The following is a 14,058-nucleotide window of genomic DNA, read 5'->3' as shown; positions in this document are numbered from 1 at the left end:
TGCCGCGTCCCTAATCGTCCCGCTGCGTTTTCGCCATGCTTTCTTGGACCCGATCGCTCATTCGGGCGGAAACGGCTGGCGCTTGCCGCCATCCTTGTGGACCACGCCGCGCCGCATCACGAAATCGACCTTTTCCAGCGCGGTGACATCGGCCAGCGGGTCGCCGCTGACGGCGATGATGTCGGCATCGCGCCCCGCCACGATCGCCCCGATCGGCCGGTCGAGTTCGGCGGCATTGTCGATGGTCGCGGCTTTGATCGCCTGCGCCGGGGTCATCCCCGCCTTGACCATCAACGCGAACTCCTTGGCATTGTCGCCGTGCGGCGCGACGCCCGAATCGGTGCCGAACAGGATGCGGACATTGCCGCGGATCGCGCGCGCCATGCTGGCGGCGTGCGATGCGGCGGCCTCTTCGGCCTTCGCAAGTTGCGGTCCCGGTGCGTCGCCGCGGCGCGCCTGTGCCAGCGCGGCGATCGGCGCCACGGCGGTCGGGACCAGCGCCGCGTTCGACGCCTTGAACAGCTTGACCGTTTCATCGTCGATGAAGCTGCCATGCTCGATCGAATCGACCCCGGCGCGCAGCGCGGCGTCGATGCCTTCCTTGCCATGCGCATGGGCGGTCACCTTGCGGCCAAAGCTGTGCGCGGTGTCGACCACCGATTTCATTTCGGCGTCGGACATCTGCTTGCCCAGCCCGCCCGCGACGTTCGATCGCACCCCTCCGGTCGCGGCGAATTTGATCACCTCGGCGCCGAGGGAAATCTGCGCGCGTACCGCGCTGGCACAGCCGTCGGGGCCGTCGCAGATATTGGTCCGCTCGGCCGCGACCGCGTGGGTCAGGGTGCGGTTCAGCCCGTTGACCCCGCCATGGCCGCCGGTCACCGAAATCATCGTTCCGGCGGGAATGACGGTCGGGCCGACGATCACGCCATTGTTGATCGCGTCGCGCAGCGTCGTCGTGGTGCGGCCATCGCCGCCCAGATCGCGCACGGTGGTAAAGCCGGCTTCGAGCGTCTTGCGCGCATTGCCCTGCGCGATCACGAATATATCCTCGACGTCGCGGCCCGAGCTTTCGAGGCGGCTGCGCAGCAGATTGTCGTCGCTGGAGATATGGACGTGCATGTCGATCAGGCCGGGGAGGACAAAGGCGTTCTTCAGGTCGACGACACGCGCATCGCCCTCGGGCGTCGCAAAGCCGTCGCGCACTTCGGCGATCTTCCCGTCGCGGACGACGATCGTCGATGGCCCGCGCGGCTCGCGGCCCGGCTGGTCGAGCAGGCGCCCGGCGTGGATATAGGTGGTGGCGGACGGCTGAGCGGCCAGCGGTGTGCTTGCGATCAGTCCTGCCGCGATCGTCGCCGCGGCCCATGTCATACGCATCCCGATTATCTCCCTGTTGGCTCTCCGCCTTGTCGTCCGATCATGTCGCGAAAGCCGGGGCGTCGCAAGCTCAGTCGCGCGGATTCCTTGCCATGCTCGCCTCCATCCGTGCGAGCTGTTCGGGGGTAGCGGCGGTGTGGTGCAGCGCTTTCCAATCGGCGGTCGGCATGCCGTGGACAATCGCGCGGCCGCTTTCCTTGTCCATGCCGCCCGCCTCGGCGATCCAGTCGCCGAGGCAATTGCGGCAGAAACCGGCGAGCCCCATCAGGTCGATGTTCGCGGCGTCGTGGCGGTGCTGGAGCAGGCGAGCGAGGCGGCGGAAGGCGGCCGCCGCCACCGCATCGTCCAGCGCGTCGAGCGCATCGTTCGGGGCGGCCTGGTCGTCGCTGCAGGACATGGCGGATTTCCTTCTGCTGGGGGCATGAATAGCTATACGCGGCTTGCCTTGCCGGGGGCAGTGAGACTAGGCAAGCGGTGTCTATCTGTTCGGACAAAACCATGGTCCTGAGCCTGTCGAAGGGCGCTTATCGTGGATAGGCGCCCTTCGACAGGCTCAGGGCTACGGCGATGATCGAAACCATATCGGAGCATCTGTGGTCCAGAGTTTTACCCCCCGCCAGCGCAAGGTGCGCATCCTGGCGACCCTTGGTCCCGTGAGCGCCAATCCCGAGATGATTGCGGCGCTGCACCGCGCCGGCGCCGACGCCTTTCGCGTCAATATGAGCCATGGCGACCATGCGGGTCACGCCAAGGTGATTGCGGCCATCCGCGCGCTGGAAAAGGAAACCGGGCGGCCGACGACGATCCTGGTCGACCTGCAAGGACCGAAGCTGCGCGTCGGGACGTTCAAGGACGGCCCCGCCGAGTTGGTGAAGGGCGCGGCATTCGCGCTCGACATCGACAAGGCGCCGGGCGACGCGACGCGCGTCCACCTGCCGCACCCCGAATTGTTCGCGGCGCTGGAAGCGGGCACCCGGCTGCTCATCGACGACGGCAAGCTGGTGCTGCGGGTGCAGAGCGTGTCGCCGTCGCGGATCGACACGGTGGTCGAGGTCGGCGGCAAGATTTCGGACCGCAAGGGGGTCAATGTCCCCGACGTCGTCGTTCCGCTCGCGGCGCTGACCGAAAAGGACCGCAAGGATCTGACCTTTGCGCTGGAGCAGCATGTCGACTGGGTCGCGCTGTCGTTCGTCCAGCGGCCCGAGGATGTCGCTGAGGCGCGGCGTCTGATCGGCGGCAAGGCAGCACTGCTCGTGAAGTTCGAAAAGCCGTCGGGGGTGCAGCGGATCGAGGAAATCCTCGAGCTCGCCGACGCGGCGATGGTCGCGCGCGGTGACCTCGGCGTCGAGCTTCCTCCCGAGGCGGTGCCGCCGCTGCAAAAGCGCATCGTCGCCACTGCGCGGCGGATGGGCAAGCCGGTGGTCGTCGCGACGCAGATGCTCGAATCGATGATCGTCTCGCCCTCGCCGACGCGCGCCGAAGTCAGCGATGTTGCCACCGCGGTGTACGACGGCGCCGACGCGATCATGCTGTCGGCCGAGACCGCGGCGGGCGCCTGGCCGGTGGAAGCTGTCACCATGATGGATTCGATCGCGCGCTCGGTCGAAAGCGACCCTGACTATTTTCGCCGCCTGCACTTTACCGAAACGCTGCCGGACGCGACCACCGCCGACGCGCTGGCGGAGGCCGCCGGCGGCATCATCGGCACGATTGCCGCCGATGCGATCATCTGCTTCACCGCATCGGGATCGACTGCGCGGCGGGTGGCGCGCGAACGGCCCAACGCGCCGCTGTTGGTCCTCACGCCCAAAAAGGAAGCGGCGCGTCGGCTCGGGCTGCTCTGGGGCGCGCATGCGGTGCCAACCAAGGACATCGGCAGTTTCGAAGAGATGATCGCCAAGGGTAAGCGCATGGCGCTGCGCCACGGCATCGGCAAGGCGGGCGCGAAGCTGGTCATGATGGCGGGGGTCCCGTTCGGCACGCCGGGGTCGACCAACGTGCTGCACGTGGCGACGCTGACCGGCGACGAGCTGCGCGGGTATAGCTGATCGGGCTTTGCACCGCCCGGCTTCTAAGTCCTTCCGTCATCCCGGCGGAGGCCGGGATCTCACCCTCGCGTTTTAACGAACCGGCGAGATCCCGGCCTTCGCCGGGATGACGAACAGGGGCGGGCTTATGATCGGTGGCGATCACCAAGCTGCCCACCTCTGATTCAAATCGGCACAATCCTTACCGCCCGATTCAGATAATTTTCGAGGTGATTCAGATCGGCACGACTAAAAATGGTAAACGGACTTTGCACCATTGACGCCGCGCGGCATAGTTGGTGGGTGGTGAGCGTCGGACCCGCGTCGGGGGGGATTCCGCATCGCATATCTGGAGGTTCATCCGCGTGTCCGCACCGTTCCGTTTTCCGCGCTTTTTCGTCACCAGCCCGGCGCCTTGCCCCTATCTGGCGGGCAAGACCGAACGCAAGGTGTTTACCGAACTCAGCGGCAATACGGCGAACGAGCTGAACGACGCGCTGGGCCGCATCGGATTCCGGCGCAGCCAGTCAGTGGCCTATCGCCCGAGCTGCGCCGATTGCGCGGCCTGCGTGTCGGTGCGCGTCTGCGCCGCCGAATTCACCCCCAGCAATTCGCAGAAGCGCACGATCCGCCGCAACGGCGACCTGGTCGCGACCGCGTGCAAGCCGTGGGCGACCGAGGAACAATATGCGTTGCTGCGCTCTTATCTCGGCTCGCGCCACCCCAATGGCGGCATGGCCGACATGGATGAGCAGGATTTCGCCGACATGGTCGAGCAGACCCCGGTCGACAGCTATATGATCGAGTATCGCGAGCCGACCACCGACGGCAGCAAGGGCCGCCTGATCGGCTGTTGCCTGACCGACCGGCAGGGCGACGGATTGTCGATGATCTACAGCTTCTTTGACGCCGCGCACCCGCTGCGTGAAGGGCTGGGCACCTATATCATCGCCGACCATGTCCAGCGCGCGGCGCGGGCGGGCCTGCCCTACGTCTACCTCGGTTACTGGATCGAAGGATCGGCGCGCATGGCGTACAAGGCGCGTTTCCGCCCGATCGAGCGGCTTGGCCCCGACGGCTGGTCGCGCTTCGAGCCCGCCGCGCCGAGCGGCATTGCGGCGATGTTCGAACTCGCCTGACTTGGCGCCGCCCATCGCGGTGTACTGGTTGTGATCACGGTCATAGGATCGGCGTGACACGCCGCCTACGCCGGTCGCATGGATGGCAAGCCCACATCATATCGCGCTGGCTTTTCACACTATTTTGCCGTGCCCGGTGCCAATGACCCGGGACAACGCGGCCGATGACCGGTGATCGCACAAGGATTAGGCATTTGGCTGGCGAAGTTTCGCTTGTCCCTTTGCATTGGAAATCAACGACATGAAATTTCGTCCCATTTTCTCGATCGCAACGGCGCTCGCGACGCTGATCCTGTTGCCCGATGCGGCGCAGGCGCAATCGGCCGAACAACATGCGAGGGACATGAACGACATCGCTGCAACCCCGCCGCAGGAGTCAGGCGAAGACCATGCGGGCGACGAGCCGGGTTACGACTTGCCTTCGCTGCCCACGGAGCCTGGCTTCATGGCGGCGGCCTATCATGCCGACACGGGGTCGACATGGGTCTCGGTCGGCCACAGGACGCTCAATCTGGCGCGGCAGCGGGTGCTCGAGCGCTGCAAGGCTGCGACCGGAAACGAATGCGACGTCGCGGCGGCGATTGGCGGCACGGGACAGGTCTATCTCGCGCAGGATGGCATGGGCCAGTCGTGGATCAGGGCGGCGGTGAATGACGAGATGCTGGCGAACCCGGATGTGTCGACACGTCATTGCCTGACCAACTCGTTCGGCTGCGATCTGGTCGCCGTCTATGACAGCGGCGCGATCTTTCTGAACGAGGATCCGGGGCTCGATCAGTCGAAGGATTATTTTCCCAAGGGAAAGCTGAACTGGAACCGCTGGGCGATGGTTGCGCGGCCCATTGATCCGGCGGCTATCGGCAAAAGCTGGCTGATCAGCGGGAAGGAAAATTCGGTCGCGACGCGCAAGGAGATTCTCGACCGCTGCCAGGCGGATTCGGGACAGCGCTGCGCGATATCGGCCTATGCGGTGAACGGCAAGAAAGTGACCGACGCCGGCTGGGCCGACACCAACGGCCTGCTCGTTCATTTCGTGGACGGGCGCGGGCAAAACCGCTGGACCGCGGCGTTGGCGGCGGCCCCGAAAAAGAAGAAGAAGAGGTCACCGCTGGGTGATCCGCCCCCGACCCTTGCCGATCCGGTGACGGTCAAGGAGCGTATCGCCCGTATCTGTCCGCCCTCGTCGTGCCGGGTCATCGCCACCTATGACGCCGCGACGCCACGTGTGGTCGTGATTGCCGACGAGGGGTGACGATGCCATGTTCCCGCCCGCCATCCGCTGCCTTGCCCTGCTATTTCGGAGACGCCCGATGTCACGCCCCCCGCTGATCAAATCCCTGCTGTCAGGTGCGGCGGCGATGCTCGCGCTGTCGGTTGGCGGGCCTGCCGCGGCCTGTTCCGACCTGCCCAATATCTGCGCCGCGAATGCCGAGCATCACCGGCAGATGATGGATATTGCGGCGACACCGCAGCAGGGCGAACCAGACGACGGCGGCGCGCGCTATGCAGAGCCGCCGGCGGACCCGATGCGCGACCGGATGAGCGTCGCCACGGGGATGATCGCGCTGATGCAGCAGAATGTCGACAATATGGCGCGGCGGGCCGAAATCATGAAAGACCCGCGCTACGCCCGCTACGAAAATGGTGGTTGGGACTTTTTTCAGGATCATGCCAAACCGGCGCCGGGCGAATATTGTGCCGCCTTTTACTGGAAAAAGGACGGGTTGGTCCGTGTTTCTGGTCCAGGGGGCGACTATGAGGGGGCGCTGCTCACCTTTTGGAGCGACGACATCCCGCAGCCGGTCGGAGTCGAAAAGATCAAGGTGACGCTGGTCCAGTCGGACGGCAGCCCGCCGCAGACGGTCGAGGCATATAATTACCGTTTGCCCGGGGAAGCCTATGGGGCGATCGCGCTGGCGGTGCCGTCGGTCGAAGCGCTGCTCGACAATATGCTCGATACCCACGGCTTCGAATTGCAAATCAAGGGTAAATCGGTTGCCAAGGTTGACTGGACGGGCGGACACGCGGCGCGTGACCGGTTGAAACAATGCGTCGCGCGGCGCGCGCGTGGTTGATTTGCCCCCGGCCATCGCCGCCCGCCGCCGCCGGACAGCCGCGAACGGTTGACCTTTCCCCGCTTTCAAGGGCATAGCTTTGCGTCCAGGACATAAGTCCGGGTCGCATCCGTTATGTATTCGCCGGGGGGCTGGCGAGAGGGGGGTAGGATGCCCGTGCGCGCGTTCGTCAGCATCACGGCCAGCGACAGGGACACCGGCCTTGGCCGCGCGGTGACGAGCGCATGAGCGAGCCCGTGAAGGTTGCGATCATCGGGTCGGGTCCTGCGGGGCTTAGCGCCGCATCGCGCGCGGCGCAGCTGGGGCTCAGCCACATATTGCTCGAAAAGACCGACCATCTGTCGGACACGATCTTCAAATATCAGAAGGGCAAGCGGGTGCTGGCGACGCCCGAACGGCTCGACCTGCGCTCCGATTGCCGCTTTGCCGAGGGGGCGCGCGAATATATCCTTGGCAATTGGGACGAGGATGCCGCGAACAACAAGGTGAATGTGGCGTATCACGCCGAGGTCGCAGAAGTGACGGGCGCAAAGGGCGCGTTCGCGATCAAGACCACCAAGGGCGACGTCTTTCACGCTGAAAATATCGTGCTGGCGATCGGCACGCAGGGTAACCCGAACCGGATGCGCTGCGAAGGCGCCGACCTGCCGCACATCATCTATCAGGTCGACGATCCCGAGGATTTCAAGGACAAGCATATCACCGTCGTCGGGTCGGGCGACGCGGGGATCGAGAACGCGCTGGGGGTGGCCGAGGAGGCGCTGGAAAACACCGTCACCATCCTGAACCGGTCGAAGGATTTTGCGCGCGCCAAGGCGAAGAATGTCGCCGACATGATGGAGGCGGGCGAGAATGGCTTCATGTCGATCCGCACCGAGACGCAGCCGAAGAAGGTCGAGCCGGGCTGGTTGACGCTGGAAACCCCGAATGGCGAGGAAAAGATCGAATGCGACGTGATCGTCGCGCGGCTGGGGTCGGTCGCGCCGCGCGGCTTTGTCGAATCGATGGGGATCGAGTTCACCGGCCCCGACCGCGAAGCCTTTCCAAAATTGTCGCCGACGTTCGAAACGACCGTGCCGGGTCTTTACGTCATCGGCGCGCTCGCGGGCTATCCGCTGATCAAGCATTGTATGAACCAGGGTTATGACGTCGTCGAGTTCATCAACGGCAACAGCGCGCTGACCCCGGCGGACGAAAAGGATCTGGCGGCGATCTTTGCCGATCTGCCGCAGAAAAAGTCGGTCAGCGAATGGCTGGAATATCTGCGCACCCGCATCCGCATATTTGCCGATGTGTCGCCGCTGCAGATGCGCGAATTCATGCTCGATTCGAAGGTCGCCTTTTACCGCAGGGGCGACGTCGTGTTCGAAAAGGGCGAGCCGGGCTCGTCGCTGTTCGCGATCGCCGACGGCCATGCGGTGGTCGAGGTCGGTCCCGACATCACTGTGCCGATCGAGCAGGGGTCGATCTTTGGCGAGGTCGGGCTGATTTCGGGCCGCAAGCGTGGCGCGACGATCCGCGCGGGTGAGGATGCGATCTTTGTCGAGGTTTCGCGCACTGCGGCGCTGAAACTGATGGCGGCAGTGCCGGGCGCCAAGCGCGTGATCAACCGCATCTCGCTCGAGCGGCAATTGCTCCAGATTTTCAAGGGCGGGTTGACCGTCGAGGATCTGGGACCGGTCGTCGATACGGCGGAGGTCGAACGGGTGCCCGCAGGCAAGGTCGTGCTGACCGAGGGCGAGCAGGGCGATGATGTCTATGTGATCCGCTCGGGATCGATGGTCGTCGAAAAGGACATCGGCGGCAAGCCGATCTTCCTCCGTTACCTGCCCGCGGGCAGCTTCTTCGGCGAAATGGGGGTGCTGAGCGGGCAACCCAGAAATGCCACGGTCAAGGCCGCGGTCGGCGCCGAACTGATCAAGCTGACCGGTGAGAGTTTCCGCAAGATGCTGAGCGCGCGGCCGCAGGTGCGCGCCGCGACCGAGGCCGCGGTCGCCGAGCGCGCGGCGATGAACGACTTCATCGAATCGCGCAAGGCGAGCTATTCGAGCGCGGTCGACCTTTATTCGGACACCGCGACCTTCATCATGAAGGAGGGGCTGGGCGAGGCGACCGACGCGCTGCTGATCGACGAAAATCTGTGCGTCGGCTGCGACAATTGCGAAAAGGCGTGCGCCGACAGCCATGAAGGGCTGTCGCGGCTCGACCGCGAGGCGGGCAAGACTTTTGCGCATTTGCATGTGCCCACCAGTTGCCGCCACTGCGAGCATCCGCATTGCATGGCCGACTGTCCGCCGAACGTGATCCACCGCGGCCCTGATGGCGAGGTGTTCATGGAGCCGGGCTGCATCGGCTGCGGCAATTGTATGCGCAACTGCCCCTATGGCGTGATCCGCATGGAGGCGGCGCCGCCGCAAAAGCCCAGCTTGCTCCGCTGGCTGCTCACCGGTTTTGGCCCCGGCCCCGGCGAACCGTCGCCCAAATGGACGAAGAAGCAATTGGGCGAAGAGAAGCCCAAGAAAATCGCGGTCAAATGCGACATGTGCAAGGGTATCGCGGGCGGTCCGGCGTGCGTTCGCGCCTGTCCGACCGGCGCCGCGATCCGCGTGTCGCCCGAAGAATTCCTGTCGATCGCGCGGCTCGACGAGGCGACCGACTGATGGCCTCGCTGTTTCAACGCCGCCGCCACAAGGCGACCCAGACCGAGCGGGTGCGCGAGCGCAAGCATGAGGGGTTCCTGCGTTATGCGGGATTTCGCTGGGCCAAGATTTCCGGCGGCCTCTGCCTGCTGATCATCATCTCCTACGCGCTGGTCGACGTCACGCCGCGGCACAATGGCGGCAGCTGGTATGGCTACACGCTGGGCACGATCGGCGCGGGGTTGATCCTGTGGCTGACCGCGCTCGGCTATCGCAAGCGCAAGATGACGAGCGATTACTGGTCGCTGAAGGCGTGGACGTCGGCGCATGTCTACCTTGGGCTGAGCCTGATCGTCATCGGCACCTGGCACACCGGGTTCCAGCTCGGCTGGAACGTCCATACGCTCGCCTGGGCGCTGATGATGCTGGTCATCCTGTCGGGGCTGTACGGGGTGATCGTCTATGCGACCTTGCCGGCTGCGCTGTCGAACAATCGCGACGAAATGACGCAGATGCAGATGCTGGAGGCGATCCGCGCCTTTGACCGGCAACTGCACAGCGCCGCGCAGCCGCTGACCCCCGCCGACACCGCGCCGGTGCTGGCAGCGCTCGATGAGGATCCGTTCGCGGGCGGCATCGGCGCGAGGCTGAGCGGGCGCTATCCGAACTGCGCGACCGCGGCGGCGTTGCGCACGCTGGCGGCGTCGCAGAGCAGCGACGCGGCGGCGCGCGAGAAGGTGACCGGCCTGCTGAAGCAGAAGGTTGCGGCGCTGGCACGCCTGCGCGCGCATCTGCGGCTCCGCGCACTGCTCGAAATCTGGCTCTATGTGCATGTGCCGCTGACCTTCGCGCTGATCGCGGCGCTGTCGGCGCATATCATCAGCGTCTTTTTCTACTGGTGAGGCGGGGATCATGAGCTTCATCCTGCGCCGCGTTTCGACGACCAAGACGGGCAAGCAGATCGTCCGCGATCAGCCGCTGCCGGGCGATGCGATCACGCTGGGCCGCGACGGTTCGAACATCATCCACGTCGCCGACCTGGCGGTGAATCCGCAGCATGCGACGATCAGCAGCACCGATGGGCGCCATGTTCGCGTCGCGGCAAGCGAGGGGCTGGGGTTCGACCTCAACGGCCGCAGCGAAACCGTCGCCGACATCGACAGCGCCGCGGGCGGCGAGCTGCGGTTCGGCGGCCACCGGCTGACGATCGCGCGCGAGGATGACAAGATCATCCTGCTGGTCGAACGCATCGACGAGCTGTCGCAATCGTCGAAGGACGTCGACGAAGCAAAGGCCTTCTCGCTGCAGGGCGTGATGCTCGGCAAGCGCGTCGGCGCGTGGGCGTTCGCCGTGCTGATGCTGGCGGCGTTCCTGATCGGACCGATCTGGGCCTGGTACAGCTATAAAAATGTTGATGAACGCCCCGAGGGTTTCCACGCCGACAGCAGCTGGTCGTCCGGACCGCTGTCGAGCGCGCACGCCAGCCTGAAGGACGATTGCCAGTCGTGCCATGTCGAACCGTTCGTGGCGGTCACCGACACCGCGTGCGTGAGCTGCCACACCGGCGAGCATAAGGCGATGAGCACCGCGCACGCGGGCGCACCGACCGCGATGCTGCTCGCGGCGCGCGCACCCGATGGCGGGTTCGACAAATTGCTGGCCAATGTCGGCGAGGTGTTCAACCGGCCGCAGGGGCGCTGCGTCGATTGCCACACCGAACATGAGGGCGCCGGGCCGATGCCCGCGACGCCGCAGAAATTCTGCGCCGACTGCCACGACGGGATGCAGGGGCGACTGAAGGCCGCGGGACATCCGACGCTACTGGCCGATGCTGCCGACTTTGGAACCGGCCACCCCGAGTTTCGTCCGCTCGTCCGCGCTGCGCCCGGCGCGAAGCTGGCACGCGCGGCGCCGGGCAAGGGAACGGTCGACTATAACGGTCTCAAATTCCCGCACGACATGCATTTGCAGGCGACCGGCGGCGTCGCGCGCATGGCGGCGAGTTTCCGCGGGCGCTATGATTTCGGGCAAAAGCTGGAATGCGAAAATTGCCACCGCGTCGAGGCCGACGGGGTGCGCGTCAAGCCGGTCGAGATGGAACGCGACTGCGCGATGTGTCACAGCTTGGCGTTCGAGACCGTGGGTGGGGTGACGCGCACGCTGCGCCATGGCGAGCCCGATCAGGTCGTGGCCGACCTCACCGCCTATTACCGTTCGACCCCGCCCGCGCGCCCGCTGCAACTCGGCGGAATGCAGCGCCGCCGCCCCGGCGCCTATGCCGAGGGGCAGGTGTACAACATCTATTTCAACGAGGTCGCGGTGCGGCCGAGCCGCGCGCAGGACGCGGTGCGCGCCGTGTTTTCAAAGGGCGGCGCCTGTTATGATTGCCACACGATCTTTGCGCCCGCCGCAGGGAAAAACTGGCGCGTCGCCGCGGTGAACCAGACCGCGCGCTATCTGCAAAAGGGCTGGTTCGACCATGACGCGCACCGCGAGACCGATTGCGCCGATTGCCACACCGCGGCGCCCGCGTCGAAAACGTCGACTGACCTGCTCGTCCCGGGCCTCCGCCAATGCCGCGACTGCCATGTCGGCGAAAGTGGCGCGCGGCTGGTGAAGGTCGAAACCGCGACCGAATCGCCCTGCGCGATGTGCCACGAATATCATTCGGACGGCGGCCAGCCGTGGGCGCCGAAGCGTCAGCGGAAGGTAAATAGCGCGGCAATCACAAATAAACCCCTGCGTGCTACCTATGGTGTGAGCTTGATCACAGGCGCCGAGGGGCGGGGACTTTACAAAGTGACATGGCGCACACCTGCTTTGCACGGGGCAAGTCGGGGCGGATAGGTTCAGGACCGGGGCCAGGATGGGCCGGAGCAGGGGGCGGATGTGCTGATCGCGCAGATCACCGATATCCATTTGGGGTTCGATCCGGACAATCCGGCCGAATATAATCGCAAACGGCTCGACGAGGTGCTCGACGTGCTGATCGACGGGCCGAACCGTCCCGATCTGCTCCTCGCCACCGGCGACGTCACCGATCGCGGCGACGAGGACAGCTATCGCCGTCTGGCCAACGCCTTTTCGCGCTGTCCCTTTCCGGTGTGGGTCAGCGTCGGCAATCACGACCTGCGCGACAATTTCCATGCGCGCTTTCCGGGGCTCGACGATGGCAATGGCTTTGTCCAATATGCGATCGAGCTGCCCGAACTGCGACTGGTCACGATCGATACGCTGGAAGAAGGGCGCCATGGCGGCGCTTTTTGTGCGACACGCGCGGCGTGGCTGGACGCCGAGCTAGCGAAGGATCCCGCAAAGCCGACCTATATCGTGATGCATCACCCGCCGATCGAAAGCGGCATCGAGTGGATGAACACCCATCCCGACGAGCCATGGGTCGCGACCTTTACCGACGTGGTGCGCAAGCACAGCCAGGTGCGCGGGTTGATCTGCGGCCATTTGCATCGCAGCGTGACCGTGGCGTGGGAGGGACGCACCGTCGCCATCTGTTCATCGACCGCGCCGCAAGTCTCGCTCGACCTGCGCCCGATCGATGCCGACCGGCCCGACGACCGCCCGATGATCGTCGCCGAAGACCCCGCCTATGCGCTGCACCGCTGGAACGGGCGCGAGCTGGTGAGTTTCTATGATTTCGCCGGGGCGCACACGATGCTGGCGAAATATGATGCGAATTTGCAGCCGCTGGTGCGTGAATTGAAGGCCGAGCGGCCGGGATAAACACCGGTATCAAAATCATCCGTCATCCCGGCGAAGGCCGGGATCTCGCCGGTGCTTCGGAACGCGAGGGTGAGATCCCGGCCTTCGCCGGGATGACGAGACAAAAGTGTCAGTAGCCGAGCGAGAGATCCACCCGCGGCTCGACCGCCTCGCCCTTGTGCCAGCGCGCCAGATTTTCCAGAAACCGCTGCGCTGACCGCACGAACATTTTGTCCTGCGCGCGGCCCGACAGGTGCATGGTGATGTGCGCATTGTCGAGGCTCCACAGCGGGTCGTCGGCGGGTAGCGGTTCGGGGGTGGTGACGTCGAGGAAGGCGGCCGCGATCTGCCTGCTGTCGAGCGCGGCGACGAGCGCGTCCTGATCGACGACGCTGCCGCGCGCGATGTTGATCAGCGTCGCGCTCGGCTTCATCGCCGCGAGTTCGCTGGCGCCGATCATGCCGTCGGTTTCGGGGGTCGCCGGGACCGCGAGGATCACCCAGTCGAAATCGCCAAGCTGCGCGCGCCATTGATCGGGGGTGAGCGTGTTCGGTCCGGGCGAGCGCCGCACCACCGTCACGTCGACCGCAAAGGCCTTCAATCGCTCCTCGATCAGCTTGCCGATTGCGCCATAGCCGAGGAGCAGCGCCTTCGACCCGTAAAGCTCGACCTTGCCCGGCGAATCGATCAGCCACTCGCGGCGCTCCTGCGCGCGAACGACTTCGCGATAGCCTTTGGCGATGGTGAGCATCCCCATCACCACATATTCGGCGATGGTGATCGCGTTGATCCCCGCGCCATTGGTGACGACGGTCCCGCGCTGCTGCAGCAGGTCGAGCGGCATGCCGTCGACCCCGGCGTAGATCGAGTTCAGCCATTTGAGGTTGGTTGCGGCGGTGATGACCGCGGCCATGTCCTTTTTGTCATACATGTCGAACCAGCCGATTTCGGCATCTGGCGCGAGGGCAAGCGCTTCGTCCTTGGACGCGAAGAAGCGCGGTTCGACCCAGTCGGGCAGGCGGTTTTCGACGAGCGGGCGGATGAGTCCGGACAGGACGGTGACGGTCTTGGTCATGAAATT

11 protein-coding genes are annotated in these 14,058 nt (G+C 65.3%); 8 read left to right on the top strand and 3 right to left on the bottom strand.

Going from position 1 to position 14,058, the window contains the following annotated elements:
- Positions 1–57: 57 nt before the first annotated feature.
- Both G9408_RS07860 and G9408_RS07855 read right to left on the bottom strand, forming a co-directional pair.
- Entirely contained in the window at positions 58–1,380 is a 1,323-nt protein-coding gene (locus G9408_RS07860; protein WP_168453516.1) for a metal-dependent hydrolase family protein, read from the bottom strand.
- A gap of 70 nt (positions 1,381–1,450) precedes the next feature.
- The gene (locus G9408_RS07855) at positions 1,451–1,777 is read right to left on the bottom strand and encodes a DUF1244 domain-containing protein (RefSeq protein WP_168453515.1); all 327 of its coding nucleotides are present in this window, start codon (positions 1,775–1,777) and stop codon (positions 1,451–1,453) included.
- A gap of 196 nt (positions 1,778–1,973) precedes the next feature.
- On the opposite strand from G9408_RS07855, the gene pyk reads away from it, so the two are divergent.
- From pyk to G9408_RS07815, 8 genes are all read left to right on the top strand, one after another.
- Positions 1,974–3,428 carry a pyruvate kinase gene (pyk, locus tag G9408_RS07850; RefSeq protein ID WP_168453514.1) on the top strand — a complete coding sequence of 485 codons (1,455 nt, stop codon included), beginning with the start codon at positions 1,974–1,976 and terminating at the stop codon, positions 3,426–3,428.
- A 344-nt stretch (positions 3,429–3,772) separates the two neighbouring features.
- Positions 3,773–4,546, top strand: a complete 774-nt coding sequence (locus tag G9408_RS07845; protein ID WP_168453513.1) for an arginyltransferase — start codon at positions 3,773–3,775, stop codon at positions 4,544–4,546.
- A 241-nt stretch (positions 4,547–4,787) separates the two neighbouring features.
- Entirely contained in the window at positions 4,788–5,798 is a 1,011-nt protein-coding gene (locus G9408_RS07840) for a DUF4189 domain-containing protein (protein ID WP_168453512.1), read from the top strand.
- A 58-nt stretch (positions 5,799–5,856) separates the two neighbouring features.
- Positions 5,857–6,621: a hypothetical protein gene (locus G9408_RS07835; protein WP_168453511.1), complete on the top strand. Its 765-nt coding sequence runs from the start codon at positions 5,857–5,859 to the stop codon at positions 6,619–6,621.
- A 224-nt stretch (positions 6,622–6,845) separates the two neighbouring features.
- Positions 6,846–9,281, top strand: coding sequence for an NAD(P)-binding domain-containing protein (locus G9408_RS07830; RefSeq protein ID WP_168453510.1), 2,436 nt, complete (start codon positions 6,846–6,848; stop codon positions 9,279–9,281).
- Positions 9,281–10,162 (top strand): hypothetical protein, encoded by an 882-nt coding sequence (locus G9408_RS07825; RefSeq protein ID WP_235957625.1) that lies wholly within the window; start codon positions 9,281–9,283, stop codon positions 10,160–10,162. Before G9408_RS07830 ends, G9408_RS07825 begins: the two co-directional genes overlap by 1 nt.
- Before the next feature lie 10 nt (positions 10,163–10,172).
- Positions 10,173–12,107, top strand: coding sequence for a cytochrome c3 family protein (locus G9408_RS07820; protein WP_168453509.1), 1,935 nt, complete (start codon positions 10,173–10,175; stop codon positions 12,105–12,107).
- Between the two features lie 42 nt (positions 12,108–12,149).
- Positions 12,150–12,998 carry a phosphodiesterase gene (locus G9408_RS07815; RefSeq protein WP_168453508.1) on the top strand — a complete coding sequence of 283 codons (849 nt, stop codon included), beginning with the start codon at positions 12,150–12,152 and terminating at the stop codon, positions 12,996–12,998.
- 109 nt (positions 12,999–13,107) lie between these two features.
- On the opposite strand, the gene G9408_RS07810 is transcribed toward G9408_RS07815, so the two are convergent.
- Positions 13,108–14,052, bottom strand: coding sequence for a D-2-hydroxyacid dehydrogenase (locus G9408_RS07810; RefSeq protein WP_168453507.1), 945 nt, complete (start codon positions 14,050–14,052; stop codon positions 13,108–13,110).
- Positions 14,053–14,058 lie beyond the last annotated feature (6 nt).

This window comes from Sphingopyxis microcysteis (assembly GCF_012274265.1).
Classification (GTDB): Bacteria; Pseudomonadota; Alphaproteobacteria; order Sphingomonadales; family Sphingomonadaceae; genus Sphingopyxis; species Sphingopyxis microcysteis.
This window is presented reverse-complemented; position numbering and strand designations above follow the sequence as displayed.